Source organism: Streptomyces sp. TLI_55, assembly GCF_900206255.1.
GTDB lineage: Bacteria > Actinomycetota > Actinomycetes > Streptomycetales > Streptomycetaceae > Streptomyces > Streptomyces aquilus.
In genome coordinates this window covers 368,490-394,564 of record NZ_OAOJ01000002.1, presented here as the reverse complement: position 1 = coordinate 394,564, position 26,075 = coordinate 368,490, and the positions used below count along the sequence as shown (strand labels likewise).

The 26,075-nt window shown below is 68.2% G+C and carries 21 protein-coding genes and 1 pseudogene; 7 read left to right on the top strand and 15 right to left on the bottom strand.

Annotated elements, in window-relative coordinates; all coding sequences use genetic code 11:
• The first annotated feature begins 1,548 nt into the window (after positions 1-1,548).
• Positions 1,549-2,169: a TetR/AcrR family transcriptional regulator gene (locus CRP56_RS44585; RefSeq protein ID WP_257042314.1), complete on the top strand. Its 621-nt coding sequence runs from the start codon at positions 1,549-1,551 to the stop codon at positions 2,167-2,169.
• Positions 2,170-2,224: 55 nt separating this feature from the next.
• Here the strand turns inward: CRP56_RS44585 and CRP56_RS44580 are convergent, their stop codons facing one another.
• From CRP56_RS44580 to CRP56_RS44550, 7 genes are all read right to left on the bottom strand, one after another.
• Positions 2,225-3,784, bottom strand: coding sequence for a class I adenylate-forming enzyme family protein (locus tag CRP56_RS44580; RefSeq protein WP_097275621.1), 1,560 nt, complete (start codon positions 3,782-3,784; stop codon positions 2,225-2,227).
• A gap of 22 nt (positions 3,785-3,806) precedes the next feature.
• On the bottom strand, positions 3,807-4,283 hold the full coding sequence (locus CRP56_RS44575; RefSeq protein WP_097275620.1) for a hypothetical protein: 477 nt from the start codon (positions 4,281-4,283) through the stop codon (positions 3,807-3,809).
• A 73-nt stretch (positions 4,284-4,356) separates the two neighbouring features.
• Entirely contained in the window at positions 4,357-5,145 is a 789-nt protein-coding gene (locus CRP56_RS44570) for an ATP-binding cassette domain-containing protein (RefSeq protein ID WP_097275619.1), read from the bottom strand.
• Positions 5,142-6,164 carry an ABC transporter ATP-binding protein gene (locus tag CRP56_RS44565; protein WP_257042311.1) on the bottom strand — a complete coding sequence of 341 codons (1,023 nt, stop codon included), beginning with the start codon at positions 6,162-6,164 and terminating at the stop codon, positions 5,142-5,144. Before CRP56_RS44565 ends, CRP56_RS44570 begins: the two co-directional genes overlap by 4 nt.
• Positions 6,161-7,015, bottom strand: coding sequence for an ABC transporter permease (locus CRP56_RS44560; RefSeq protein WP_257042309.1), 855 nt, complete (start codon positions 7,013-7,015; stop codon positions 6,161-6,163). Before CRP56_RS44560 ends, CRP56_RS44565 begins: the two co-directional genes overlap by 4 nt.
• A 4-nt stretch (positions 7,016-7,019) precedes the next feature.
• Positions 7,020-8,009 (bottom strand): ABC transporter permease, encoded by a 990-nt coding sequence (locus CRP56_RS44555; RefSeq protein WP_257042308.1) that lies wholly within the window; start codon positions 8,007-8,009, stop codon positions 7,020-7,022.
• A gap of 10 nt (positions 8,010-8,019) precedes the next feature.
• Positions 8,020-9,654, bottom strand: a complete 1,635-nt coding sequence (locus tag CRP56_RS44550; protein ID WP_257042307.1) for an ABC transporter substrate-binding protein — start codon at positions 9,652-9,654, stop codon at positions 8,020-8,022.
• A 196-nt stretch (positions 9,655-9,850) separates the two neighbouring features.
• Here CRP56_RS44550 and CRP56_RS44545 point away from each other — a divergent pair, with 196 nt between their 5' ends.
• Positions 9,851-11,269 carry an amidase gene (locus CRP56_RS44545; protein ID WP_097275617.1) on the top strand — a complete coding sequence of 473 codons (1,419 nt, stop codon included), beginning with the start codon at positions 9,851-9,853 and terminating at the stop codon, positions 11,267-11,269.
• Between the two features lie 200 nt (positions 11,270-11,469).
• Here the strand turns inward: CRP56_RS44545 and CRP56_RS44540 are convergent, their stop codons facing one another.
• The 3 genes from CRP56_RS44540 to CRP56_RS44530 are packed head-to-tail and all read right to left on the bottom strand — an operon-like array spanning position 11,470 to position 15,442.
• The gene (locus CRP56_RS44540) at positions 11,470-12,006 is read right to left on the bottom strand and encodes a DUF6262 family protein (protein WP_179851390.1); all 537 of its coding nucleotides are present in this window, start codon (positions 12,004-12,006) and stop codon (positions 11,470-11,472) included.
• Complete coding sequence (locus CRP56_RS48095) at positions 12,003-14,498, bottom strand: tyrosine-type recombinase/integrase (protein WP_218878129.1); 2,496 nt, start codon at positions 14,496-14,498, stop codon at positions 12,003-12,005. Before CRP56_RS48095 ends, CRP56_RS44540 begins: the two co-directional genes overlap by 4 nt.
• Positions 14,495-15,442, bottom strand: a complete 948-nt coding sequence (locus CRP56_RS44530; RefSeq protein WP_257042306.1) for a tyrosine-type recombinase/integrase — start codon at positions 15,440-15,442, stop codon at positions 14,495-14,497. The genes CRP56_RS48095 and CRP56_RS44530 overlap by 4 nt, the downstream gene beginning before the upstream one ends.
• A 245-nt stretch (positions 15,443-15,687) precedes the next feature.
• Here CRP56_RS44530 and CRP56_RS44525 point away from each other — a divergent pair, with 245 nt between their 5' ends.
• A complete protein-coding gene (locus CRP56_RS44525) occupies positions 15,688-16,233 on the top strand; it encodes a DUF6233 domain-containing protein (RefSeq protein WP_306459481.1) in 546 nt (181 codons plus the stop codon).
• A 49-nt stretch (positions 16,234-16,282) separates the two neighbouring features.
• Here CRP56_RS44525 and CRP56_RS48870 read toward each other — a convergent pair whose 3' ends face one another.
• Positions 16,283-16,414 carry a hypothetical protein gene (locus CRP56_RS48870; protein WP_257042305.1) on the bottom strand — a complete coding sequence of 44 codons (132 nt, stop codon included), beginning with the start codon at positions 16,412-16,414 and terminating at the stop codon, positions 16,283-16,285.
• A gap of 583 nt (positions 16,415-16,997) precedes the next feature.
• Between CRP56_RS48870 and CRP56_RS47900 the strand changes: the two genes are divergently transcribed.
• Positions 16,998-17,147: a hypothetical protein gene (locus CRP56_RS47900; RefSeq protein ID WP_179851389.1), complete on the top strand. Its 150-nt coding sequence runs from the start codon at positions 16,998-17,000 to the stop codon at positions 17,145-17,147.
• Between the two features lie 60 nt (positions 17,148-17,207).
• Here the strand turns inward: CRP56_RS47900 and CRP56_RS44520 are convergent, their stop codons facing one another.
• Both CRP56_RS44520 and CRP56_RS49420 read right to left on the bottom strand, forming a co-directional pair.
• Positions 17,208-17,498, bottom strand: a complete 291-nt coding sequence (locus CRP56_RS44520; RefSeq protein ID WP_097275613.1) for a hypothetical protein — start codon at positions 17,496-17,498, stop codon at positions 17,208-17,210.
• Positions 17,499-17,572: 74 nt separating this feature from the next.
• Positions 17,573-17,692, bottom strand: a complete 120-nt coding sequence (locus CRP56_RS49420) for a hypothetical protein (protein WP_179851388.1) — start codon at positions 17,690-17,692, stop codon at positions 17,573-17,575.
• Positions 17,693-17,760: 68 nt separating this feature from the next.
• On the opposite strand from CRP56_RS49420, the pseudogene CRP56_RS44515 reads away from it, so the two are divergent.
• The 3 genes and pseudogenes from CRP56_RS44515 to CRP56_RS44505 all read left to right on the top strand — a co-directional run.
• A pseudogene (locus tag CRP56_RS44515) lies at positions 17,761-18,108 on the top strand (GDSL-type esterase/lipase family protein); the annotation flags it as partial.
• A gap of 351 nt (positions 18,109-18,459) precedes the next feature.
• Complete coding sequence (locus CRP56_RS44510) at positions 18,460-18,933, top strand: Dps family protein (protein ID WP_097275611.1); 474 nt, start codon at positions 18,460-18,462, stop codon at positions 18,931-18,933.
• Positions 18,934-19,199: 266 nt separating this feature from the next.
• Positions 19,200-20,201 (top strand): hypothetical protein, encoded by a 1,002-nt coding sequence (locus CRP56_RS44505; RefSeq protein WP_097275608.1) that lies wholly within the window; start codon positions 19,200-19,202, stop codon positions 20,199-20,201.
• Positions 20,202-20,953: 752 nt separating this feature from the next.
• On the opposite strand, the gene CRP56_RS44495 is transcribed toward CRP56_RS44505, so the two are convergent.
• Both CRP56_RS44495 and CRP56_RS44490 read right to left on the bottom strand, forming a co-directional pair.
• Positions 20,954-21,784 (bottom strand): hypothetical protein, encoded by an 831-nt coding sequence (locus CRP56_RS44495; protein WP_097275604.1) that lies wholly within the window; start codon positions 21,782-21,784, stop codon positions 20,954-20,956.
• Complete coding sequence (locus CRP56_RS44490) at positions 21,781-25,848, bottom strand: AAA domain-containing protein (protein ID WP_143665021.1); 4,068 nt, start codon at positions 25,846-25,848, stop codon at positions 21,781-21,783. The genes CRP56_RS44495 and CRP56_RS44490 overlap by 4 nt, the downstream gene beginning before the upstream one ends.
• Between the last annotated feature and the right edge of the window lie 227 nt (positions 25,849-26,075).

The window sequence follows — 26,075 nt, the reverse complement described above, 5'->3', positions numbered from 1 at the left end:
CCACGACTGACAAATATTCGGTGAAGGCTCCCGAATTTAGGATCACGCCACAAATTCCCGCCATCCCGGAAGACTTTCCGCACCTATCAATTCTTTCTGAAGGTCAACAACTTTCCACCTGAGAAGAAGTTACTCACATTCTCGTGGCAACTTCCTACGTCACCATTCCCGGTTGCCGAACATGAATCAGTGGAAGTTTTCGGCAACAGAAATCTTCAGTCGGCGTCTTCTCCAGCAACCTCTCGGATAACGGGCCAGGGCGTCGAAGCGTCGAGACGGGGGCGTCGTTACGGGGCCGTCTCGACGGGGCGTCGCCCAACGCGGCCCATCGGCCGTACAACGGCGACGACGCGGGTCAACGCATCGTGTTGTTGGGCGTTTGGTCGGTCAACACGGGGGAGTGACCGCGAGGCGGTAAGCGTTCCGACGACGCGTGTACGTCTCGTGGACGACGCTCGTCGCTCGTGTGCGGGCTGGAGACGACGCTGGTCAGAGCGTTGGAACGGGCGATCAACCGATGCGTACGCCGGTCAATTGACCGCGGGTTGACTGTTCGTTCCAGCGGCATGTGTACGGCTCGTGGACGACGCCCCGTCGTCGGTGTACGGGCGGTGACGACGCTGGTCAGCCGTTGGAACGGACGGCACACAACAGGAGGCAAACGCCCCGTTGTTGGGTGGCCCAACGGGGTGTTTGTCTGGGGCGTTGGGGTGGCTGGCCCGTTATCCGAGAGGTTGCCGACCAGCGGACTTGGGGCGGCCGGCCGGGTGACGTGGCGTCACCTGCGGCCCTCGGGATCGCTCTAAGGGGCTCTGCGCGTGCAGCTCTGCGGTACGCCTTTAGGTGCTCGTGGGCGATGCGTTTTCGTGTGCATGCGTGCACACGAAAGGGATGCACATGGATTCGTTCTTGGAGGACTGGGGTTACCTCGCCCGCTGTTCTTTATCGGGACCCAAATGGTCGTTGCGCGCGACTGCTGACAGTCCAGTGGGCCGCTTTGGGTTGTGGTCTCGGGCCTCTGACCTGCAGCCCCACCCTGACGCATCTATAGATGCGTACGGTGACGGCATGCCCTCTGCCGCGCCGCCTCCACCGATCCTGGTCACGCTGCCGGACGGCCAGGAGTTCTCTGGGGAAGTGAGGCTGTCGTGGTGGTGTGCACTTCGGGTTTGTGCAGTTCAGCCGGTCGTGGTCGAACTCTAGCTAGTGCAACAGCTGTAGTGCTATCGCTAGTTGGAGTGTCTCTGATGGCAAGTGAGTGATTTGGCGACGCTAGTGGGGCTCTGATTCACCCGCAGGCCGGCCGCGGCCGGCCGGGTCTCTGCCGCCGCGATGATCGCCTGGTCGATGCCGAGTCGAGGCGTTGCGCTGCCGTACCAGCGACGCCAGCGGGTCGCGTACCGGAGGTCCGTCCCTCACGGCGACCATGTGTCCCGGGTTTGGTCAGACGGCGGCTCCGACGTCGTGGTCTGGATGATGGTGAAGCTCGTGGACCCCCGAGATATATTTCGCTTGTTATATAACAGCGTGTGGCGGTCGCGTCGGGCGATGGCCGGATCGGAAGGGCGGGGATTCTCGGTGCCGCGGTATGTGGATCCGGAGGAACGGGTGCGCGACATCGTCGCGGCCTCCTTGCAGGCCCTCAGCGAGGGAGGACTCGCTGAGCTGACGCTCAGGAAGATCGCGCAGCGGATGGGCGGGTCCATCACGCTGATCACGCACTACTTCGCCAACCGTGAGGCCCTGCTCGACGCGGTACTGAAGTACACGCTGGCCGACGCGGACTCCATCCACGAGGAACTGGACCGGATCGAGGACCCGTGGGAGCGGCTGCGGGTCGCCCTGGAGTGGTTCCTCCCGGATACCGAGGAGGCGCTGACGCAGGAGCGTGCCCGGGTGGCGCTGCTGACGCACCAGGGCGCTGAACCCGTGATCCGGCAGCACCTGGAGCGCATGGAGCCGGCGATGCGGTCGGTGCTGAGGCGGGCCCTCGATGCGCTGGTACCGGCCGGTGAACTGGACGGCACGGTCGACATGGTCCGGGTCTGGGTGTCCGGCATAGCGCTGTCCGTGGTCGAGCACCCGGAGATCTGGACGCCCGAGCGCCAGCACGCCGCGCTGAAGCGCTTCCTCACGGTGCTGTCGTCCGCACCGCTCCCTGCCGGCTGAGCGGAGGGAATGAGCGGCCGGACCGGCCGGCGTCCGGTCGGTCCGCTGCTCTGCCTCAGGAGGCACGCAGGTCCACGATGCGGTCACTGGGCGGTTCGGCACGGAGCTCCGCCTTGGCGATCTTGCCGCTGGAGGTGTGCGGCAGGTGGTCGCGGAACTCGACATAGCGGGGCACCTTGAAGCGGGCGAGCCCCTGAAGGCACCAGGCCTCGATCTCCTGGGCGGTCAGGGTCGCCCCCGGCTTGAGCACGACGACCGCCTTGACCTCCTCGTCGCGCTGCGGGTCGGGGACCGGTATGACGCCGACCTCGGCCACCTCGGGCAGGGCCATGATCTGCAGTTCGACCTCGGCGGCGGCGATGTTCTCCCCGCTGCGGCGGATCATGTCGCGGGAGCGGCCTTCGTAGTAGTGCTGTCCGTCGGCGTCCTTGCGGACGATGTCGCCGGTGCGGAACCAGCCGCCGGGCAGGAAGAGTTCGGCGTTGGTCTCCGGGCGGTTGTGGTAGCCGAGCATCATGCCGGGGCCCCGGAAGCACAGTTCGCCGGGGCGGCCGGGCTCGACCTCGTCGCCGTTGCGGTCGATGATCTTCGTTTCGCGCTGGGGGAAGCACCAGCCCATGGAGCCGGTGCCGACGGTGTCGGTGCGTTCGTACGGGACGTAGGTGCCGTTGCCGACCTCCGTGCTGCCGTACACCTCGCGCGCCCGCAGGCCGAAGCGCCGTTCCAGCGGCTCGTGCAGGGTGGGCGGCAGAGCGGACACCGGTGCCTTCTTCAGGGCCAGTTGACGGTCGGCCTCGCTCTCTGGGAAGTCGAGCATGCCCTCGTCGATCCACGCCATGTCGATCTGGTGGTCGACGAGCCAGTTCATGAACTTGCGCCGGCTCAGCCCCGGCGTGACGTACAGGCCCCCACCGTTGCTGAGCGCCATCATCAGGTAGGCCTGGTTCTGCATGTAGTAGAAGGGGTGGTCCGCGAGGATCCGCTGTGCGTCGCCGATCGCCGCGGCGTAGACGCCGATGTGGACCCAGTAGGTGTGGGTGAGCAGGCATCCCTTGGGCAGTCCGGTGGTGCCGGAGGTGAACTGGATGTTGACCACGTCCCCGGGATCGGGTCGGTGGGTACGCGGCGTCGGAGCCTGCGAGGTCAGGGAGGTGAAGTCCTGCGTACCGGCGACGGGTTCGCCCACGGCGACAATCCGTTCGGCGGGTACCGGGCCGACGCGGCCCTCGGCCAAGTTGCCGGTCACGACCCCGGCACCGGCCACGAGCCAGCGCCCGCCCGCGTCGCTCAGCACGAAGTCGATCTCCCGGGGCGTGTACTTGGGGTTCATCGGCACGGCGACCGCGCCCGCCTCGATGACCGCGAGCCAGGCCAGCGGGAACTCCACCTGGTTGCCCAGCATGATGCCGACCTTGTCACCGGGCGTCACGCCGAGACGTTCGAGGCCGGTGCGCACCCGGCTGATCCGCTCGCGCAGTTCCGCCCACGTCAGCGTGGGGCCTCCGCCCTCGATGTGCGTGAGTGCGAGGTTGTCTGGCCATTGCTCCGCGGCGTAGTCCAGTGCTTCAGGGATGGTCTTGTCGAGCAGATGCTGCTGGTGTGCGGTGAGTTCCATGTTCAATGCCTTTCTACGGCGGTCAGAAGGTGGACCAAAGGGCGCGCAGTGTCGCGACGAATCCGGGCCGCTCCCGGCCCCTGACCTCGGCGCGCAGGTCGGTGACAAGGAGGTGGCCCTGGTCTCCGCGGTCGATGACCTCGCGGACGTGGCCGTGCACGCGGAAGGGGTCGGTGGTGCGGACCACGGAGACGAAGCGCACGTTGTCGAGGCCGTAGTTCCAGGCGATCCACGGGCCCTCGCACCACAGGGAGTGGTTGCACAGCACGTCGAGCAGGCTGAGCAGGTGGAAGCCCTCCACCAGGTCCTCGCCGTATCCGTCCTCGCCGCCATAGGTGTGCGGGTACTCGTCGTGGTACGACGCCTTCTCGAAGTCCTTCGTGCGGTCGTCGTCGACGACGAACCAGGGCGTGATGAACGTCCCGCCCAGCAGGGCCGGTGCCTGGGAGGGGTGGGGGGCGGTCAGGGTGGTGGCTCCCTCGGTGGAGAGGATGCCCATGATCGGCTCCTTTGTGTATCGACTGCTTTATTACGAGGGTGTGGGTCCGCCCGGGCATCGGCGGGCGGCGTGCTCAGGCGGAGCGTCGCCGGGGTTGCCAGCCGGGCCTGGGTACCGCGTCCAGCAGTGCCTGGGTGTAGGGGTCTTGGGGGTGGTTGAGTACTTCGGCGGTACGGCCCTGTTCGACGACGCGGCCGTGCCGCATGACCAGGCAGTGGTCGGTCACCTGCCGTACCACCGCCAGGTCGTGGGAGACGAACAAGAAAGCCACCGTGGTGCGTTCGCGGATGTCGCAGAGCAGGTTCAGCACCTGCGCCTGCACGCTGACATCGAGTGCGGCGACGGCTTCGTCGAGGATCAGGATCTCCGGTTGCAGGGCCAACGCCCGGGCGATCGCCACACGTTGCCGCTGCCCGCCGGACAGGTCGCGCGGGAGTCGCGCTGCATGCTGCTCGTCGAGGCCGACTTCGGCCAGCAGGCCCACCGCCCGTTCCCGGGCGGCGGTGCGCCCGAGCCCGATGCGCACGCGCAGGAGTTCGGTCAGGCCCGCGCCGATGCGCTGGCGGGGATCCAGGGAGGCGAAGGGGTCCTGGAACACCATCTGCACGGGGCGTACGGCCTTTCCGCGGCTGCCGGTGACGGTGACCGTCCCCGCGGTGGCCGCGTCCAGGCCGGCAACGATGCGCGCGGTCGTGGATTTGCCGGAGCCGGACTCGCCCACGACGGCCAGCGAGCCACCGCGTTCCAGGGTGAAGCTGACGTCGTCGACGGCGACGACCGCCTTGCCGTCCCGGGACCGGGCGGGAAACTCTTTGCGCAGACCCTCCACGACGAGGGCGGGAGGCGTGACGGTCCTGGTCATGAGCGCACCGCCTGGGGGAGCTCGGCGCCGATCTGTTCCACTCGATGACAGGCGACCAACCGGTCCTCCACAGTGCGCAGTTGAGGCCGGTCCGTCCGGCATTCCTCGGTGGCGAAGCGACATCGCGCGGCGAACGCGCAGCCCGGGCCCACCTCGTACGCCGAGACCGGACGGCCGGGGATCGGTTGCAGCCGCGTCACGGCCGTGGCGCTGGGCCGGCAGGCGAGCAGTCCGGCCGTGTAGGGATGCAGCGGACGGGAGTGGACCTCCGCGGTGGCCCCCCGTTCGACGATCGTGCCCGCGTACATCACGGCCAGGGAGTCGGTCACGGCGGCGGCCAGGTCCAGGTCGTGGGAGATGAACAGCAGACCGAGGTTCTGCTCCCGGATCTGCTCCTGGAGGATCGCCATCACCTCCGACTGCACGGTCACGTCCAGGGCCGTGGTGGGCTCGTCCGCGAAGACCAGCTTGGGGGCGGGCAGCAGCGCTGCGACGATCATCATGCGTTGCAGCAGTCCGCCGGAGAGCTGGTGCGGGTACTGGGTCAGACGGTGCTCGGGGTCGGTGATGCCGACGCTCGCCATGAGTGCGCAGGCGCGGTCACGGGCGTCGCGCGGGGCGAGGAGCTTGGCCGCCACGACCCCCTCGACCAGGAAGTCGCCCACCGTGCGCAGCGGGTTGGTGTGGGCGCGTGGATCCTGGTGGATCAGCGCGACGTCCTTGGACCGGTAGGCGGCGAGCTCGCGGCGGGAGAACCCGAGCACCGAACGCCCCTCGAAGTCGATCCGCCCGGACGTTACGGCATGCCGGGGCAGCAGCCGCATGGCGGACTTGACCAGCATCGACTTGCCCGAGCCTGATTCGCCGACCAGGCCCACGGTCTCGCCGGCCTTGACGGTCAGGTCCACGTCGCGGACCAGCGTGCGCCGGTCGCGGCGGCCCCCGGCCGTGATGCCGACGCCCCGCAGTTCCAGCAGTGGAGCGGTGTTCATCGGCTCCTTGTGGACCACGGTGTTCATCGCTTCCCTCCGAACCGCTGGGTGAGGCGTTCGCCCAGCACGTTGAACGCCACCACGGTGATCACGATGCACAGGCCCGCCGCCAGGCTCTGCTGCACGGCGCCGTCCAGCACCTCGGACCGGCCGTCGGCCACCATCAGCCCCCACTCCGCCTCGGGCGGCTGGATGCCGAGCCCCAGGAACGACACCGCGCCGAAGTCCACGAGGGCCGACCCGAAGCCGATGGTTGCCTGCGCCAGCACGATCGGCGTCACATTGGGCAGCAGATGCCGTGCGCAGATCCGCCAGGTCGACAGTCCGGCCAGTGCCAGGGCTTCGATGTACGGCAGTTGGCGCTGCCGTACCGCGACACTGCGCACCACCCGGGCTACATAGGGCGTGTAGACGAGTGTCAGGGCCAGGACCGGAGCCCAGAAGCCGGAGCCGAAGACGGCCGCGGCGACGACGGCCACCAGCACGCCGGGAATCGCGAACAACAGGGTCAGCGCCCGGTTCAGCAGCCGGTCGATCCAGCCGCCGTACCAGGCGGCCGCAAGCGCCAGCAGCGTGCCGAGGCCGGCACTGCCCAGCACGATGATCCCCGGGCCCGCGAAGCTCAGCCGGGCGCCGGTCAGGGCCCGGGAGAAGATGTCACGGCCGAGTGAGTCGGTGCCGAACGGGTGTGCGCCGCTGGGGCCTTGGCTCGCGGCGAGGATGTCGGTGGCGGCCGGGTCGTAGGGAGCGATCCAGGGGCCGATCACCGCCAGGACCACCAAGCCGACGGCCAGTGCCGCCGAGATCAGGAGCAGCGGATCGCCGTAGCGCCTGGGCTCCGTGCTGCGCAGGCGGAGAGGGGCTGTGAGTGTCGCCATGGGGTCAGCGTCCTTTCCGCAGGCGGGGGTCGAGGAGGTGCTGACCGGCGTCCAGCAGCGTGGTGACGACGACGAAGACCGTGACGATCAGCGCGCTCACCGCGGTCACCACGGGATAGTCCTTGGCGGAGACGCTCTTGATCAGCAGCGAGCCGATGCCGTCGATACCGAAGGCGGGCTCCACCACCACCGAGCCGGCCACCAGTCCGGCCACGGTCAGGCCGGAAGCGGTCAGGATCGGCAGGGCCGCGTTGCGCAAGATGTGCCGCCGGAAGAGCCAGGCGCGGGGCAGTCCCCGGCCCCGGCCGGTCAGCACATGCTCACCCTCCGCCTCCTCACCGATCGCGCTGGAGGTCAACTGGGCCAGGTAGGCGGCGTATCCGATGGACAGGGCGACCGCCGGGAGTGTGAGGTGCCAGAGCCGGTCGGTGAAGCCGCTGCCCGCGCCGCTGGTGGGGAACCAGCCGAGGTTCACCGCGAAGACCCCGATCAGGATGGTCGTGGCGACGAAGGCGGGCACCGCGATGCCCAGCCCGGTCAGGGCGTTGACCAGCGGGCGCCACCGCGGGCTCGTCCCGCCGATGCCCCCGAGGAACAGGCCCGCGAGCAGGATGAGGACCGCGGACATGCCCACCAGCAGGAACGTGGTGAGCAGGCGGGGCGCCAGCAGGTCGGAGACCGGCTGCCGGTACGTCAGTGACGTGCCGAGGTCTCCGTGCAGGGCGCCGGTCAGCCAGTGCCAGTAGCGCACCGGCAGCGGGTCGTCCAGACCGAGCCTGCTCCGCATCGCGGCGCGCGCGGCGTCCGAGGCATGCGGGCCCAGCAGTTGGGCCACCGGGTCGCCGGGAGCCAGGGCCAGGAGGGCGAACAGGAGGAAGGAGGCGCAGACGATCGTGGCGAGGGGCCCCGCCACGTAGGTCATCGTCACGGCCAGGCCCGGGACACGGACCTTGGCCCGGCCACCGGCCGCGGATGTGGAGGTGGACACGGACATGTCGTCGCTCCTACTTCTTCGCAGCGCCGACGTAGGCCATCTGCGGCATGGACCAGTAGGCGAACGAGGTGATCGCCCCGGTGAGCCGGTCGTTGAGGAAGGTCGTGGTGTTCGTCGAGACAAGCGGGATCACCGTGTTCGCCTTCTCGTACACCGCCTGCATCTCGACGATCGTCTTGGCTCGGCTCGCTCCGTCGAAGGTGCTGCGTGCCGTGTCGAAGAGCTTGGTGACCTTCGGGTCGTCGTAGTCGACGTAGTTGTAGGTCTGCTGGGGCAGATACAGGAAGCCGATGGTCTCCAGCGGGTCAGGGGCGGCGCTGAAGTTGGACGACAGGTACAGATCGACGCCCTTGCGCTTGGTGGCGTCGTAGCCGGCCTGTGCGTAGACCAGCGGCTGCATGCTCTGGATCTTGATGGTGAGGCCGGCTTCGCGGCCCTGCTGCTGCAGCAGCTGTGCGATGCGTGACTGCGCGTCGTCGCCGGCGGCGATCGCCAGGACAATCTCCTGGCCCTTGTAGGAGGAGGCCTTGACCAGCTTCTTCGCCGCGTCCATGTCGAAGGAGCGCGAGGTCTCGAAGGACTTGTACGCCTTCTCGTACTCCGCGCGCTGGGCGGTCGGCCAGGCTGCGGGGGCGATCATGGTGTACATGGGGGTGGCGGCCCCGTGGTACAGCGCCCTCGCGAGGCCCTGGCGGTCGATCATTCGCTGGAGGGCGGCGCGCAGGTCGGCGTCGGCCATCACGCCGTCCGGGCGGCTGACGTAGATGTTCATCGACTGGGAGGACAGGCCGAAAACCAGCCGGCCCTTCTTGGACTTCTGCAGGGCCGGCACCGAGGAGGCGGACAACTCGTACGCGCCGTCGATCTCGCCGGCGCTGAGCGACTGGGCGAGGGCGGTGGCGTCGGTGACGAAAGTGAACTTCACCGACTTGGCGAAGGGGCGCCGGTCGGGGTTCCAGTAGGCGTCGTTGCGGCTCATCGTGATGCTGTCGCCGCTGGTCCACTTGTCGAGTTTGAACGGCCCGCTGCACATCAGGCCGCCGGCCGGGGTACCGAGCTTGGCACCGGCCTTCTCGGCGAACGTCTTCTTCAGCACCACGACGTTGGCCAGTTCGCTGGTGAACATCTCGTCCGGCCGTTTGAACGCGACGGTCACCTTGTCGGCGGCGGTCGCCTTGATCGAGTCGACGTTGGCGAAGAGAAAACTGGTGACCTTCGACGGATCGGCCGACCACCGCAGGCTGTAGGCGACGTCCTCCGCGGTGACCGTGGACCCGTCCCAGAACTTGGTGTTCCGGTGGATCGTGAGCACGAGCTTTGTCGGCGTCTCCTGCCGGACACTGGCCAGATTGGGCTTGAGGTTGAAGTTCGCGTCCAGAGTGAGCAAGGAGTCGCAGAGGTTGCGGACCACCTGACCGCTCTGTGTGGTCACCGCGTTGGCCGGGTCCAGCGTGTCCGGCTCGCCACCTGTGAGGTTCCAGGTGATCCGGTCCACGTCCCCCTTCGCCGGCGGAAGCGAGGCGACCAGGTCGTCGGCGGATACCGGCTTCTGCCCGCCCGACGTGGCGCCGGAACACGCCGTCAGCGTGGCCGCGGCCAGTATGAGGCTGAGCACCGCGGTTCTCTGGATGTGTCGTGTAGCCATCGGGTCGCCCCTTCGTCGCAGCCTGTGGCCGCTTTCGAGCCAGTTGACGGCGAATGTATAGCGAGTGATGTACAACAGGCAATGCGCAATCTCCGGGTTTTCCCGCTCGTAACTTTCGCCAGAGACGACCCTTGACGCCGACGCGGCCGGGCGTTCATATATCAACCGTTGCACAACGTTCTTGAGGAGGCGCATCATGGTGGACGACCGGATTCTGTGGCTCAGCGCCGATGAGCTCGGCCGGCTTTATCGCAGCCGGGACGTCTCACCGGTCGAGGCGGTGGACGCAGCGCTGGCACGCATCGAGCAGGTGGACGGTGTCCTGAACACGATGGTCACGGTCACCGCGGACACCGCCCGTGAGCAGGCCCGGGAGGCCGAGAGGCGCTTCGCGGCGCGCGACGACCTGCCACCGCTGTACGGGGTGCCGATCACCGTCAAGGACCTGACCGACACCGCCGGGGTGCGCACGACCTACGGGTGCGTGGCCTACCGCGATCACGTGCCGTCGGAGGATGCGCTGGCCTGGGCCAGGCTCAAGGCGGCCGGGACCATCCTGCTGGGGAAGACGACCACGCCCGAGTTCGGACTGCTGGGCGTCACGGAAAGCAAGCTCACCGGCACGACCGGCACCCCGTGGGACCCCGCTCGCGCGGCCGGCGGGTCCAGCGGCGGGGCCGCGGCCGCCACCGTGGCCGGAATCGGCCCCCTGGCCTGGGGCTCCGACGGCGGAGGGTCCATCCGCGTCCCGGCCTCACTGTGCGGAGCAGTGGGCATCAAGCCGTCCGTCGGACGAATTCCGCACGCGGGCAACACCGACCCGGACACGACGGAGGGGCCGCTCACCCGCCGGGTGGTGGACGCGGCCCTCTTGCTCGACGCCACCGTGGGTCCGCATCCGCGTGACCGCTTCGCCCTCCCGGCCACCGGTGAGTGTTACGCCGAGGTGGCGAGGGCGGAGGGTGACCTCACGGGTGTCCGGGTGGCGGCGAGTGTCGACTTCGGGCTGGGGCCGGTCGACCCGGAGACCCGCAAGGTCTTCACCGCCGCGCTGGACGATCTGCGGGCCGCCGGTGCGGTGGTGGAGGAAACGGCGATCGAACTCCCGGACCCTCTTGAGTACTTCATCGACTACTGGGGTCCGGAGTACGTCATGGTGGCCGACGAGATGCGTGCGCAGGGCCTGGAAATCTGGCCGCTGATCGAGGACATCGTCGCCCGCGCCAGGTCCCTCCCAGCCGCCCGGGTCAGCTCCGCGCTGCGGGAGACCAAGACCCGCATCTATGAGGCCTATGCCGGCGTCTTCGAGCATGCCGACGTGCTGGTCTGCCCCACAACGCCGGTCCCCGCCTTCCCGCACGTCGGAGACACCGGGGGCCCCGCGCGGGTGGACGGGCACGATGTCCCTCACCCAGGGATCAATCTTCACCGCATGACCGAGTCGCCGAGTCACGCCGGACTGCCCGCCATGTCGCTGCCCTGCGGATTCACCGCTGAAGGATTGCCCGTCGGCCTCCAGATCGTCGCCCCGCTCTACGCCGACGCGCGAATGGTGTCGGTCGCGGCGCGCTATGAAAGGGCAACGGACTGGTGGAAGCGTCATCCGGAGCTGTGACGGTGCTCGGCTTCCGCACCGGTCCGTGAGGTCAGCAGCCTCCTCCTGTTTCCGTCGGGCACGCTTCGAGGTCAGAGCGCCTTGACTGCGCCGTCGTCGATGACGTAGTCGGCGCCGGTGATGTTTGCGGTCACGTCGGAGAATTGACGGACCGCGCCACGGTCGCACGCATCCCCGGACTGCCGCCCTGGCAGTCTTGCCTATCGGTCCGCGGTTCCTTTCTGGTTCAGGGCCCGGGTCAGTTCGCGGTTGGCCGCGCGGGCAGCCTCCAACTCCGCGTCTCTTTCCTCCAGGCGTGCCAACAGCTCGGTGTTCTCTTGCTCCAGTCGGGCAACCTGACGCTGAAGCTCTTCCTGGTCGGCGGGGGCACCGAGTCCCGATTCCCGCCACGCCTGCTCACCCATCAGCTCGGAGAGCCGGCGCTCCAGACGCCGGGTCTGGGCGGTGAGCCGGGTGTTGCGGGCGTGCGCGTTGGCGAGGTCAGCTTGGAGCGAGGCCAGGCTGACCGGGGGCCCGGCCGCGGGGTCCGATGCGGACGGCTGGAGTTCGGCGGCGTGGATTAGGGCGAGCAGGTCGCGGTGGCGGTAGAGGAAGGTTCGGTCGACGCCGGCCTGCCGGGCGATGCCGCTCACGCTGATCGCGGTGCCGTCCTGGGCGGCGTGCTGGATGGCGCTCTTCACGCGCTGTCGGCGGCGTTCGCCGTCCGCGCGGCGGCCGTCTGCCATGGCGGTGCTCATGCGGTCCTCGTGGTGTGGACGTCGGGCAGGGGCTGGCCGATGCGGGGCATGCCGAGCATCACGCTCCGGCTGCGGCGTACGACGGCGACGGCCTCGCCGATCTGGGCCTGTTCCTCGGTGGTGAGGTCACCGAGATCGGCTTTGACGCGCTCGATCAGCCGGCGCACCCGGCGGATCTCCTCCTGGGAGGGCATCGCCTCGCTGCGCGCCCAGTCGTCGGCGGCGAACGCCGACATCAGCCGCTCCCGGCTGCGCAGCAGGTCAGCCAGGTACGCCTGGAGGTCGGGCAGGTAGGACACATCGGTGCGGAAGTGGTCACAGCCCACGCAGCGGAAGCGGATAGGGCAGCTCTGTCCGCCGGCCGCGACGTTCGAGGGCTCCTGGCAGACACCGTAGGGAACGCTGACTTCCCCGATCGCCCGCCGTACGTGCTCGGAGTCCAGGAGCGACTGGGCCTTGCGCCACACGCGGGTGCCGCTGCGGTCGAACTGCAGGGCAACCACCCGGTCCACGGCGTCGCGCCGCCGTTCCTGGCTGACCCGGTAGTAGTTTTGGGTGGTTTTGAGATCGGAGTGGTCCATCAGCTCCTTGAGGAAGTCCGGGGCCACCCCGGCATCCGCGTGCCGCTGGGCGTAGCTGTGTCGGTAGGCGTACGGGAAGATCCGGCTCTTGTCGAAGGGCAGCATCCGGGTGACTGCCTGCCCGTTCTCCTCCACGGTCGTGGGGACCAGGAAGTCAGGCAGCGCGTCGACCCAGGTGCGGTGTCCTTCGCCGATCGAGTGGATCGCCTTGGTGCCGTGCGGGTTGGCGCGCATGCTGGGCAGCAGCTTCAACTCGCCGACGGGAGTGTCCGGGAACATCTCGCGCACCCGCTGCTGCTGGGTGGTGATGACGCCCGCGGTGGCCTTGCCGATTGGCAGCCGCCGCCCCTTTCGGTAGGACTTGTGGTTGTCGTAGACCAGGACCAGTGAGCCGTCGGGGTCGTGCCCCAGGCAGTCGAGGGGCAGGTCGCGGATCTCTTCGGGGCGCCGGCCGGTGTCCATGAGCAGTTCGGTGCCCACGCGGACTTCGCGGCTGATGAGCTGCTCCAGCTCATCGAGGTGGTCGCACAGCTGGCGCATCACCGCGTCGGGCAGGTCTTTGCCGGCCTCGGTGTCCTCGGGCTCGTCCGGGGTGTCTTCCCGCTGGAGGCGGAAGTCGGTCGGCAGGCCCGCCATCGGCTGGCCCGGATGTGTCAGACCCAGGGTGCGGATGCGAGTCAGCACCAGCGCGACGTTGCGTACGGCCTTGCTGCGCGTGTGAGCGGTGATCGTGCCGGTCTCGGTCAGGAACGCGAGCCGGTTGCAGAAGGCGACGATGTCCCGGCGGCGCAGGTCCGGCGGATGGATGCCGCCGTCCTCGCGTTGCAGGCGCAGGCTCTCCGAGAGCAGGTTCATGGCCGTCACGTACGGCTGGACCGCGCTGCCCGGCCGCTTGCCCCGCCGTCGGGGGAGGTCGTCGTACGCCCAGTGCTTCACCGCCTCGCGCAGCGCCGGCTGCGAGATCCGGGTGAAGTCCAGCGTGCCTGTCTGCCCCGTGAAGATCTTCAGATCCCACACATCCTTGCGGCGCTCCGACTCCGGCGTCGCCCCGAGCCGGTCCAGCCACATCAGCATCGTGCGCACCACGCCGCGCGTGGACTTCACGTGCGAGAGCGTGGCGAACACGTCCGGGTCGGCCAGCACCTCCAGGGTTGGCGTCTGCATCTGTCGCAGCCGGTCGCACAGCGGCCGAAGGAAGTGGTCCCACGTCCTAACGCCTGCCTCGGTGCGGGCCTGCAGCCCGTAGAGGACCTCCGCAACAACCCGGTCCGCAAGGCCCCGCAGACACAGCTCCCGGTCGGCGTTGACGGCCGAGGTCGTGCGCCGCCACACTTCCTCGTCGCTCACCTCACCGCGCTTGCGTGCGTACTTCAGCCGCAGGGAGTGTGCCTGGCAGTAGCGCGAGGTGTCGTAGTCGCGCAGTCGGTAGCAGACCTCCACCTCGCACTGCCCCGTGCTCGCGCGTGGGATGACCGCGGGGTGGTCGAGGAAGTCCTCCATGTTCAGCTTCAGGGTGTCCACCCGCTGGCGGTGGTGCGGATCGCACAGCGACACCTGGGCCGACTTTGCCGGCCGTCCGCAGCGCGGCACCCGGCACATCACCTGCCGCATGCCCAGCATCCGCGGCTTGGCGATCTGGGCGAAGGCCTCCACGGACAGGCCCGAGTCCTTCCAGGTCCGCTCGCAGCCCATGCACATCGGACGGCCGAACCTCACGCCCCTGGTGCAGCCCTTCACGCAGCAGTCCGGCATGCCCAGCACCGGATGGTCCTTGGGAAAAAAGATCACCCGCAGGTGCCAGTCCCACCCAACGAGCCGCAGGAACTCAGGATCCAGGGCGTCCACGATCTGCCGGGTCCGCAGATCCTCAACCGCGCTCGGCTCCGCGGCGAACAGCATCGGCGCAGTCATCCTTCACCCCGCCCGGACAGCTCGCGCGGCGAGGGGACCCGCTCGACCGCTTCCCGAACCCGGCTGCGGTCCGGGATCACATAGGGCGCAACCGAGCCGGGGTGCTCCTGCCCCAGCAGCATCTGCACCTCATCCCAACTCCCACCGGCATCCGCGACGTTGCTTCCGAACGCCCGACGGGCCATGTGCGGCCCGACCTTCCGCCCCAGCTTCGCCCGCTTCGACAGACGACCGAACAGCTCGCCCATCGCCGCCGGAGACATCGGCGCCCCGAGCGGCTCGCGGAACAGGTTCACAAGCAGGAAGTCGCTGCCCCCGGCCCCCAGCTGCTCCAGGCGCTCGTCGACGTACTGGTCGAAGCCCTGCACCACCAGGAAGTCCAGCGGCTGCACCCACGCCCGCTTCGACTTCGACCACGCTCGGTTCGCGTTGGCCCGGCGCCGCACATGCACGTGCGCGCCCTCCACGTCACAGCCCAGCGCCCGCGAGTCCGGCAGCAGATGGCAGTCGCTGCGGCGCAGCCCCGCCACCTGCCCCCGCCGCAGCCCCACCCGGGAGTGCAGGAGAACCACCAGCCGGTCCCGGGCACTGCGGCACGCCAGGAACATCGCCACCAGTTCCTCGTCCAGGGCCCGGTCGACCTCCGCCTGCGGCTCCTGCAACCGATGGCGGGCCCGCAACCGGTAGTACAGACCCGTCTCCTCGCCCTTTGCCTCCTCCGGCAGATCCCGGCTGTCCGCCAGCTCGTACAGCTGCCCCAGCACCGACCGCGGGGCCACGCCCACCGACACCGCGTACGACAGCAAGCCGCGTACCGCGGCCAGCACCCCGTTCACCCGACGCTCGCCCCGTACCGGCTTCGTCCCCGGACCCCATACAACCGTCGGGTTCTCGGCGCCCAGGCGACTCGGCGAGTAGCGCAGCCACACCATGAACAACCCCATGTCCGCGGCGGCCTCTTCCCACCGCCGCCCCGTCGCCCGGCACCAACGGAAGTAGAAGGCCGCCCCGCTGGCGTACGACCGTGTCGTCAGTTCCGTGCGGCTTCGTCCGAACCGTAGGAACCGAAGCCACTGATCGGCCACAGGCACGACACACAACTCGTCATCGACCACGGTCCAATACCGGGCTCCAGACGGCAGATCCACGGGGAAAGCCCGCACGCGCAACTCCTTCGAAGTGACGGTCCATGCAACAACCCGCCACAGAGCCACACCCCCCGAGAACGAGCCTCGGAGGACCAACGAAGCCCTCCCGTGCCACGTCACACCACAGCTCCACCCACCTCAGAAAACAGGAACTGCTGGGAGTCCTCCACGAACGCCGCTGCTGGTCGCTGGGCGGGTGGATGTACCTGGTGGGCCTGCCCATGTGGGCTACGGACTCCGCATCCGAACAGGTCGAGCCGCGTGAGTATCGGGTGTGGCTCCCTCCGGACCACGTCAGGCGGCCGGAGGGGGTGTCTTACGACGATGTCCCGACCGTTCCTCTGCCGGAGGCGAACCAGGGCGATGACTCCGGCCGGTGGGGGTGGAAGGTCCAACGGGTTCCGCCGCGCCAGGGTCTCTCTGGGGGCGTAGTGGTGCACGTCTGGGACTGTCAGGAAGCTCCGGAGGGGAACGAGGAGATCGACCTCTATGCAGCGTTGGAGGTGCTGAACACGGTGGCCGGCGCGGTCGCCTGTAAGGAGTGCGACGCCGCGGTGGCGCTCGGCCCGCTGATCGATCCGACGTGACTGTTACCGGTCGGGTGCGGGGGCGACGGCGTCGACCCCGCACGAGTGGTCAGCCGAACAGGTCGGCCTCCGTCTGAACCATGCGGCTCAGCATCAGCTCCATGAACTCGGCGTCGGATCGGCGAACGTGGGGAACCGGGGGAACCTCCCGGACGAGTGCGATACGCAGCATGTCGGCCACGTGGGGGCTGACGTCCAGGACGTGCTGCTGGATGGTCCACGGGGCCTCTTCGGTCCGGTCTATGTAGCGGATGTTCAGGTCGTGCCCCCGTCCGGGGTGGCGGTGACGTCGAAGCAGATCAGCTTCAGCTCGGGCTGCTGTTCCATGGTCTGCTCCCTTGTCGTTGCCCGCTCTCCTGATGGGCTCCGCCCGCCACGGTTCTGGGGTATCAGGAGAGCGGGTGATGACAAGGGAGGGAGCTGGTGGGGCGGGCTGTCCAGCAATCGATCGGTTGTTGGACACCGGAAGGGCGGCTTGCCTTTGACTGTCGCTCCATGTCCAACAGGGCTGTTCACACGAGAGGTTGGCTCATTGGGGCTCCGGTTCCCACAGGTCAGTGAAGTGTGACGTAGGCCACGCCTCTCAGAATTGACGCAAGGAATCGGCGTAACACACTCTTTTCCCGGCGGTTTTGAGCACTGCTCCTGATGGAGGGTTGTGTGCTCGATCCGCTCACCACCCTTCCCGATGGTGCACGCGCCCGGCAAACCGACTGGCGCGATGGACGGCACGCACGTGCCCGGGCCCCGGGAGGGCAAAGCTCATGAACGGCCAGCTCGATCTGCGCACGGCGCTGCTGTTGCTCGCCGGATCTGGCGCTACGTATGTCGCCTTCCTCCACCCCACCTTCGGTACTGCCCTGCTCGTGGGCGTCGGCGTGGTCACGCTCCTGCACCTCCTTATGAGGCCGTGACCGCCGCGCTACTCGTAGCCCGTCCTTGACGATCGCGGCGAGCAACCGACCGAGGAACCCTTACTCAGGGAACAAGGGAGAGTTGGCCTGCAGCCACTCTGTAGCTGCCTTGCGAAGCCTGTCGGGCGGGGCGCCCTCCGCCCTGACCAGGAAGAGCAGGAGTAGCTCGTTGAGGTACAGCTGGCCACGGATTACATGAAGGGGGTCGAGCGCATCGGGTCCGGTGAGCCTCTCGGCGATGTATCGGGCCGCCTCCGCGTGTTTGGCCTCGTCATCCCTCTCCAGGTATACCGTCAAGAACTCGATGGCGTAGCGGACAGCCTGCGTAGCGTTGGGTACGGGTTCCGTCATATTGCGACGCTACTTGCCCTGCTTCCCGCCGCAACGTCAACGTGTCCGGGCCGCTATAGGTAGATCGTCCGTGCCTAACCTCGGCGTGGCCGCAGAGTCGGGGGCTTGCCACTGGTGTTGGCGAGCATCCGGCGGACGGTCTCCGGGTGCCAGCGCTCCCCACGCTTCGGGCGGATCTCCTCGGCCTCCAGCACGGCGCAGATCTCCCGGAGAGACAGTTCGTCTTCGTCCCGGAGTTGGCGGGCGCGGGCGCGGCCGGCCTGCCCACACCGGCGTCACCGCTCAGGACCTGATCGCCGGATACCGGCAGATCATCGACCGCCCGCACAAAGCCGGCAAGTGCGTCGTCGGAGCCACCGTCGCTCCCTTCAAGGGCTGGTCCGAATGGGACCCTGCCGCCGAAGCCGTACGCCAGGAGGTCAACACGTACATCAGGACCAGCGGCGACTACGACGCGGTCACCGACTTCGACCGGGTCCTGCGCAGCCCCTACGACCCGGAGCGCATCCTGCCCGTCTTCGACGGCGGTGACCACCTGCACCCCAACGACAAGGGCATGCAGGCCATGGCCGACGCGGTCGACTTGGACCGCCTCGACTGCGGTCGGTAACACCCTTTCGGTGTTCATCCCCAGGTTCACCCGACTCCGGCAGTAGTCACTTCTCGTCGGCCGAGATTCCCTTCGACGGCTCCCGGCGTCGGGGCACCTGCCTTGCGGGGCTGAGGACTTGTGCCGCGAGAGGAAAGAACCGCCGGGTGGGTGGTGAGCCGTTCGCGAGATGGGCCGTCACTGGCCGACTGACTGCGCGACACGGTCCCTTGAGTCCCTCGGTAATCACCGCACACAGGTCATTCCCCCTTCTGTGCGTCTTGCCGCCCGGCAGTCAAACGACTGATCCGCGGCGGAGCAGCGTCCTCGACCATGGGGGCGTTGGCGACAAATCAGGAAAGGAACGGCACCATGACAGTCATCAACAGCCCGCTGCCGGACAAGGAACGAGCGATCGCGGGCACCGCCCTCCAGGCGACCCTGGTCGACCTGCTCGACCTCTCCCTGGTGGCCAAGCAGGCGCACTGGAACCTGTACGGACCGCGTTTCCGCTCCATCCATCTGCAACTCGACGAGGTGGTCACCACCGCCCGCGAGTACGCCGACACGGTGGCCGAGCGTGCCGCCGCGCTGGGGGTCAGTCCGGACGGACGGGCCGGGACCATCGCCGCGACCAGCGGACTGCCCGAGTACGCGGCGGGCTGGACGAAGGACGTCGACGCGGTGGAGGCCCTGGTGAAGGCGTTCTCCGCGGTGATCGGGCGGGTGCGGGAGCGCATCGAGGCGACCGGTCCGGCGGATGCCGTGACCCAGGACCTGTTGATCGGTCTGGCCGCCGATCTGGAGAAGCAGAGCTGGATGTTCCAGGCCGAGAACCGCGGCTGAGGACGACAGGGGCTGAGGCTTGCGGGCTCTGGACGCATCGCGGGCGGGGCCGTCGGCTTCCGCCGGCCCGCCTGCGGTCAGGCCGTGTCTTTCGGATCAGCCCGGGGCCGCGGGGCTGGGCAACCCTGTGGGGGGGTTGTGAGTCTTCTGATCGATCACGTTGTGATCGAAGCCAAGAGGAGACCAACATAAACGCCATACGTAAGACCCTGACCGCCACCGCTGTCGTCGGTGCCGTCCTTGCGGGTTCCGCTGCCTGCGGGACGGTGGAGCAGTTGTCCGCGGGCAGGAAGCTCGAGCAGGCCTTCGAGGAGCTCGGGAAGGAGAAGACGCTCTCCTTCGAGGTCGACCTGGACACCGATGCCGCGTCGCTGAAGGCGCTGGACGCCTCGTCCGATCCCGAGCCCGGCGAGGAGATCCCGGACGAGGTCGCCGAGTTGCTCAGCGGGGCGAAGGTCACGGTGACCGTGCAGTCCAAGAAGCCGCTCGAGAAGTCCGGCGAGAAGGACCTCGTCGGCACGGCCATGAAGGTCAGCACCCCGGACGGCGACCTCATCGAGTACCGGGTGATCGACGACTACACCTACATCCGTGCCGACATGGACGCCGTCGGCAAGACCATGGGCAGCCCCCTGCCGGACCCTGCCGATCTGCCCCCGGAGGCCGGGGCGATGAAGGCCGTTCTCCAGGGCAAGTGGGTGAAGGTCAACACCAAGGAGATGAACAAGGCCGCCGCCGGGGGCGAGGACGCCGAAGGCGGTGCCGCGCCGTCCCTCGACGCCAAGACGCAGAAGAAGCTGGTGACGGCGCTTCGCAAGGTCATCGCCCGTGAGGTGGTGCTCAAGGCCACCGGCGGCAAGGACGGCATCGAACACGTCACCGCAACGGCTCCCTTCCGCACGCTGGTCACCGAACTGCTCGGCGAGATCCGGCCCGTGGTGAAGAGCCTGCCGCCTGGGGGCATGGAACTGCCCACGGCCAAGGATCTGAAGGACGCCCCCAACGCCAAGGTGACCGCGGACTTCACCCTCAAGAACGGTGAGCTGTCCCAGGTGCACATCGACCTCGCCAAGCTCGCCGAGAACGCCAAGGTGAAGAAGCTCGGCCTCACCCTGCGGATGCGTGAGGGCACCCTGCCCGGTGCACCGGCCGGCGCCACGACGCTCGACCTGCCCGACCTCATGAACAGCTTCCTCGGCGGGGCGGCGATGAGCGACGCCGAGTTCGAGACGAGCGGTCTCGACGACCTCCCGAAGGACGCGTACTGACCGCAGTTCGATCTCGCTCACGGAGCGCTACATGTCCGTCTGCCGTAGCAATACGAGCGCACCCCTACAAGTATGTGCCGGAACTCGCCGCGGGCCGAGACTCCTAGGTCACCGGAACGTCGCTGGCACTGCCGGGGCGCCGCTCCTGACATCAGGTGACGATTGCCAACAGGCACACTGGACATCCGCCTCATGATCCGCGCGACAGTCTTGCGGCAGGCAAGAGGGGCACAGCTGGATGTCGTCCCGCTCGATGTGCCAGCCAGCGAAGGCCACACGTGCGAGAGCGCGGCTCATGGCCTTCTGCAGGCTCTCTTCTGAGGGCATGATCGGGCCCGAGATCATGGTGTGCCCCACGGCGGGAGTTTCGACGTCGCCTGTGTGCTGCAGGCCGCATCCATCGCAGCTCAACATCGCCGTACCGGTCGTGGGGCGCTTCGGGTCCCCAAAGGCAATAGCCAGCATGCGCCAGAAGTACGCCCTGGCCTGGGTCGGCGGAAAGGCGACGCGCTGTGAGCAAGGGGGGACATGCCCCATAGGTGTCACAGATACCGCATAACTGTGACACCGGAGGGGCTACCGGACCCCGGATCGACGGGACGTGAGGTTGGGTCGGCCCGCCTGGCACGGTCGGCCTCTGCGACCCGCACCGGAAACTGATCAAAGCTGCGGACCTGAGTCGGCCGGGCTTCTGTGGTGGGAGCCGCCGTCAAGAAGTTCGCTCCGACAACGAAGCCATTGCGGTCAGTGCACTAGCGGCTGGTCTCGAGGTCGTTAAGGACAGCGAGAACTGGGCCCCAGCACATGCCGACGGTGTCGCGGTCGGGTGTGACGCCTCGTTCTTGTTGTCGGCGTAGGTGGACGAAGTTGCGGTAGTCGCGGACGATCTTCATGAAGTCGTGGGCGTCCATTTGGATCCAGCCGCGGGTGCGGGCGGTGTCGAGCAGCAGGGAGAAGCTTGCTCGTTCGGGGGCGACAGGCTTGCCGTGGGGTAGGGGGAAGCCTTGCAGGAGGGTGGGGTCGCGGTGGGTGAGGACGTCCAGGAGTAGTGCTTCGGCGAAGCTGCCGATGCCGATGAGGGTGAGGCCGTAGGCGCCGTGCTGTTCGCAGATCTGGGTTTCGGTGACGCGTTCCATGAGCTGCTGGAGGAAGGTTTCGCTGCTGACGAGGGGGCGTATGCGGGCTTCGAGGTCGTCGGGGATGGTGAAGACGGTGGTGTGGCCGTCGGCGCCGGGCTGGCCGAGGACGGGGCGTCCGGAGACGTAGGTGACGGTGATGTCTTCGGCGACGAGGTGCGTGTTGAGTGCCTGACGGATGAGGTCGGCAGAGGCGAGGCCGTCGTCGTATTCGAGCGGGTCGCAGATGCGGCACAGCAGCCGACTGACGGCGGCCGGGTCGTCGATGCTGGTGAGGAGGTCGGTGAGCCAGGTGATGCGGGGTGAGCCGTCGTACTCGGCAGGCTGGGGCCAGCCAGCGCGCTGGAGGAGCTGGGTGAGTTGGTAGCCGCGGCGTTCGAAGGGGCCGTCGATATCGACGATGAGGCGGGCGACGCGTTCGAGGGTGAGGGGGTCGAGGGGTTTCACTGCGGGGTCTCCTTGTCTGCCGTGTGCTGGGCTTGTTCGAAGACGCGGGTGAGGCGGTCGACGATGACGCGGCCGCGTTTTTTGAAGCCCAGTTCGCTGATGGCCTGGGAGATGCGGGTCTCGCGGTCGAGTTGGAATCCGTCGCTCAGCAGCCAGGACGCGAGGGCCAGCAGGTCGGTGTCGGAGTAGTCGCCGATGCGGTCTGCTGCGGGCAGGTCGGGGCGGGGGCCGCGTGTGACGGTGGCAGTGGGCACGCCTGTCGCCGGGCGGGGCGGGTTGGTGGGGGCGCTCGCGGTGTCGTCGGCTTGCTGTATGGCGTCGCGCCAGGTGGCCAGGAGGCGGTCGAGTTCGGTGTGGGGGTTGGTGAACCAGTCGGCGGCCCAGATGCGGTGGAAGCGCCAGCCGAGCCGTTCCAGGTGAGCCTGGCGCAGGCGATCTCGGTCGCGGGCGCTGGGTGCGCTGTGGTAGCGCTCGCCGTCGGTTTCGACGGCGAGGATCATCTGGCCGGGGCGGTCGGGGTGGCCGAGGGCGAAGTCGATGCGGTAGCCGGACACGCCCCACTGCGGTGTGACGGGGACGTGGGCGGCTTCGAGGGTGGCAAGGACCTGTTGTTCGAAGCCGTTGAGGTTCCAGTCGGTGCGTGCGGTTCCGGTGCGCTGGAGGTCTCCTCCGTGGGAGCAGTACTCGAGGAAGGCGCGTAGCAGTTCGGGCCCGCGGTTGCGGGTGCTTTTGAGTTTGGCGGGGTCGAAGTCGTGGTGAGTGAAGGAGCTGACGACGGTCATCGTCTGGCGGGCGCGGGTGATGGCAACGTTCAGCCGGCGTTCTCCGCCGTCGTTGTTGAGCGGGCCGAAGGACATGGACAGCCGTCCGGTGGCGGCTTTGCCGTAACCGATGCTGAGGATGATGGCGTCGCGTTCGTCGCCTTGGACCTGTTCGAGGTTCTTGGTGAAGAAGCGTCGTCGGGGTCCGGCGTCGGGGCTGAAGAATTCCTGGAGTTCGGGGTGGTCTTGGAGGGCGGCGCGCAGGGCTAGGGCGATGCGGTCGGCGTGGCGTTGTCCCATGGTGATGACGCCGAGGCTGAGGTGGGGTGTGTGGGTGGCGTGGTCGATGGCCAGTTCGACGACGCGTTCGACTTCTTCGGGGACGGAGCCGCTCTGGCCGGGCTGGGCGTAGCCGTCAACGGTCTCCAGGCGGATGGGGCTGGTGAGGGTGGTGCCGGGGAAGGTGACGAGCCGGTCGTTGTAGATGGCGTGGTTGGAGAAGGCGATCAGGCGTTCGTCGCGGCTGCGGTAGTGCCACTTCAGGGAGTGGACGTGGGGCAGGCGGCTGCAGAGCATGTCCAGCAGTGACTCGTAGGAAGCTGGGGGTGCGGCGTCGTCGAGGTCGTCGTCGGTGTCTTCTTGTGTGCCGCTCAGGACGCGCTGGAAGAAGGTGGTGGGGGGCAGCTGGTGGGGGTCTCCGGCCACGATGACCTGCCGTGCGCGCATGATGGAGGTGATCGCGTCGTGCGGCATGACCTGGCTGGCCTCGTCGAAGATCACAACGTCGAACAGGCGTGTGGGCGGCAGGACTCGGCTGACGACGAGGGGTGACATGGCCCAGCAGGGCTTGGCCGCCAGCAGCACGTCCGGGGCTTTGTCGACGAGCCGGCGCAGCGGCAGGTGCCGGGATTTGCGGCGGGCCTGGGTGCGCACGAGGGTGTCCTGGTCGCGGTGACTGTCGCGGACTTGGCGTAGCCGGATGGCGACCTCGTAGCGGACGCGCGCGGGGTTGGCGTCGAGGTGGATCAGGTCGTTGCGGCGGAACTGCTCGACGGTGTCGTCATGTTCGAGGCGGGTGAAGGAGCGCAGGTAGGCGGAGCGCAGACGGGCTTCTTCCAGCACGGACGCCCACCACAGGTAGCGGAACGTGGCGAGTGCCGTGTCCGGGTCGGCGTCCGCGTCTGCCAGGTCGTTGAGGAACACGTCGAGACCGGCGGCTTCGAGCCGGTCGGTGAGCTGGTTGAGCTCGGGCATGCGCAGCAGGATGTCTCGGTCTGCGTCAAGGCGTTCGATGGTCTTGTCGACTTCGCCGGCGGGGGCGTTCTCCCAGCCGTCCCAGCGCACGCACAGGGCTATTGCGGCCAGTTGGTTGCGCAGGTCGGTGAAGGCGCTCGCGACGCGGGCGAGGCCGGGGACCGTCCAGGGTGTTGCGTTGTGAGCGACGGACAGGGACTGCCAGGTGGCGTGCTGTTCGGCCGCCTGCAGGAGGGCGGCGTGCAGCGCGGCACGTTCACGCAGACCGTGCTTGGACAGGCCACGTGCGGTTTTGATCAGTTTCCGGCGGCGCCACCAGCCGATGGGCCGCTCGTGTTCCTTGCGCCAGGCCGTGCTCGCGGTGGCGGCGATGAGGTCGTCCAGGCCGGGGGCGTAGACGGCCGCCTCGAAGCGGGTCAGTGTCGCGTTGACGTCGTGCAGCAGGGTGAGCGTGGCCTGCCAGCTGTGGAGGTCGTCCGCGCGTCGCAGGCCTGCGCTGTCCACCAGGTTGTGCAGAGCCCGGCGGGTGTCGTCCAGCGCGGTGCCGGTGAGCTGGTCGAGGCCGGTCACCACTGCGCGCAGCTCGTGTTCGGTGCGGGCCTGTGTGTGGGACCAGGGTGATTCGCCGCGGCGGACGGTCAGCCCCTTCTTGGCGACGAAGGTCCGCAGGTCCTGCTCGGTCTGGCGGTAGTGCTCGCCGTGGAGGCGGGCCAGTGCGGAGCCGCGCAGGCGGAGCCGGGTGTGGTGGGCCGTGGGGCAGCCCATCAGGTGGGTGAGTGCCTGGTGGGGGCTCACCTGCCACGGCTCGAGTGGCTGGTGGAACTCTTGGATGTGGCGCAGGGCTTCCTCGCGGTAGTGGGCCAGGCTGGTGTGCAGGCCGGCTGTGCGGGGCGGAGCTTGCTGGCCGGCCTGTTCCAGGGCCTCGTGCAGCTGCTGGGCAATCTGGCGGCGGCTGAGTTTGTTGCCGTGGAGGTCGAAGACCAGGCCGTCCAGGCCCACGGTGGCGAGATTATCGGTGACGGCTTCGATCGCGGCGCGTTTCTCGGCAACGAACAGGACGCGTTTACCCTGCGCGGAGAAGGTGGCGATCAGGTTGGCGATGGTCTGGCTCTTGCCCGTTCCCGGCGGTCCTTCGATCACCAGGTGAGAGCCGGCCAGAGCGGCGCTGATGACCTTTTGCTGGGAGGCGTCCGCGTCGAGGACCAGATACTCCGATCGGGGTGGGATGTCGTCGGCGCTGGCTGGAGCGCGGGAGCGGGTGTCCTCGGCCAGGGCGTGGTTTGCCTCCCTGTCGCCGGCCAGGGCGGCGATCACCGGGTGGGTGGCCAGCAGTTCGGTGGCGTTGCGCAGGTCTTGCACCATGGGCAGCCGATCGAAGCTGAAGATGCCCGCCACGGTGCGCTCTTCGAGTTCGGCTGTCAGGTGGCTGCGGTGAAGCTCGGAGGCGAGGAACGCGTACGCGAGGCGGATGCGTTCGGCGGGATCCGCGCACTCCTCTAGCGCGGTGGCCACCTTGTCGGCGAGGGCCTCTGTGTCGCCGTCCATGCCGTAGTGGCGGCTGAGCGCGTACAGCAGCACCGGATTGATCTCTGGCTCGCCGGCCGCTTCGAGAACGAAGTCGTTCTCGGAGGCGGTGCGCGGCTGGATGGCCAGAGGCTGCAGCAGCAGGGGGGCGCGCAGTGCCGGTATAGGAGTGCTGCCGCGTGTGGGCGGCGGGTCGACGAGCAGCAGACCGAGCGCCAGGCGTCCGGCTTCGATGCCCTGTTCTTCGTCGAGTTCGACCATCCTGCGGCGCAGGCTCCGCACGCGGGTGCATGCGGCAGCGTGGTCGGCGGGATCGGGAAAGAGGCCGTTCAGACGGGTTTTACGGCCGGCCAGCAGCGCGGTCAGGGTTGGCGGATGCGCGCCGGTGACATCCAGTGAAGCGGTCTTGGTGTCCTTGAAATGCAACAGCGTGTTGTAGGGCCCGAAGTCGACCAGTGCGTCGGCCCACTGCTGGGCCTCAGCGGCCACTTTCGCATGTCGGGCCTGGCCCACGATGGCTTCCACGTGTCACCCCTTGTGATTCGGCTGAGTCCGGCCCGCCTCGCGCCGGAGTTCGCCCCGCGTGAGGCGAACAGGCAAACGTAAGAGGGCCAAAGCGCCTTCAGACAGGGGGAGTTGGAGCGCGCGCGGGGCGTGAAAGAAGCATTTGCGGCGCACCGGGAGCGCCTGGGCGCTGGCCAGCCTTGCCTCCTCTCCGCATATGGCGGGCAGCTGCCCCAAGTACAGGGGGG

What these genes read in the sequence shown, in the direction of transcription:
- CRP56_RS44585 (WP_257042314.1), top strand. Translation starts at nt 1,549, where the DNA reads ATGGCCGGATCGGAAGGGCGGGGATTCTCGGTGCCGCGGTATGTGGAT.
- CRP56_RS44580 (WP_097275621.1), bottom strand. Translation starts at nt 3,784, where the DNA reads ATGGAACTCACCGCACACCAGCAGCATCTGCTCGACAAGACCATCCCT.
- CRP56_RS44575 (WP_097275620.1), bottom strand. Translation starts at nt 4,283, where the DNA reads ATGGGCATCCTCTCCACCGAGGGAGCCACCACCCTGACCGCCCCCCAC.
- CRP56_RS44570 (WP_097275619.1), bottom strand. Translation starts at nt 5,145, where the DNA reads ATGACCAGGACCGTCACGCCTCCCGCCCTCGTCGTGGAGGGTCTGCGC.
- CRP56_RS44565 (WP_257042311.1), bottom strand. Translation starts at nt 6,164, where the DNA reads ATGAACACCGTGGTCCACAAGGAGCCGATGAACACCGCTCCACTGCTG.
- CRP56_RS44560 (WP_257042309.1), bottom strand. Translation starts at nt 7,015, where the DNA reads ATGGCGACACTCACAGCCCCTCTCCGCCTGCGCAGCACGGAGCCCAGG.
- CRP56_RS44555 (WP_257042308.1), bottom strand. Translation starts at nt 8,009, where the DNA reads ATGTCCGTGTCCACCTCCACATCCGCGGCCGGTGGCCGGGCCAAGGTC.
- CRP56_RS44550 (WP_257042307.1), bottom strand. Translation starts at nt 9,654, where the DNA reads ATGGCTACACGACACATCCAGAGAACCGCGGTGCTCAGCCTCATACTG.
- CRP56_RS44545 (WP_097275617.1), top strand. Translation starts at nt 9,851, where the DNA reads ATGGTGGACGACCGGATTCTGTGGCTCAGCGCCGATGAGCTCGGCCGG.
- CRP56_RS44540 (WP_179851390.1), bottom strand. Translation starts at nt 12,006, where the DNA reads ATGAGCACCGCCATGGCAGACGGCCGCCGCGCGGACGGCGAACGCCGC.
- CRP56_RS48095 (WP_218878129.1), bottom strand. Translation starts at nt 14,498, where the DNA reads ATGACTGCGCCGATGCTGTTCGCCGCGGAGCCGAGCGCGGTTGAGGAT.
- CRP56_RS44530 (WP_257042306.1), bottom strand. Translation starts at nt 15,442, where the DNA reads ATGGGGTTGTTCATGGTGTGGCTGCGCTACTCGCCGAGTCGCCTGGGC.
- CRP56_RS44525 (WP_306459481.1), top strand. Translation starts at nt 15,688, where the DNA reads ATGCAACAACCCGCCACAGAGCCACACCCCCCGAGAACGAGCCTCGGA.
- CRP56_RS47900 (WP_179851389.1), top strand. Translation starts at nt 16,998, where the DNA reads ATGAACGGCCAGCTCGATCTGCGCACGGCGCTGCTGTTGCTCGCCGGA.
- CRP56_RS44520 (WP_097275613.1), bottom strand. Translation starts at nt 17,498, where the DNA reads ATGACGGAACCCGTACCCAACGCTACGCAGGCTGTCCGCTACGCCATC.
- CRP56_RS44510 (WP_097275611.1), top strand. Translation starts at nt 18,460, where the DNA reads ATGACAGTCATCAACAGCCCGCTGCCGGACAAGGAACGAGCGATCGCG.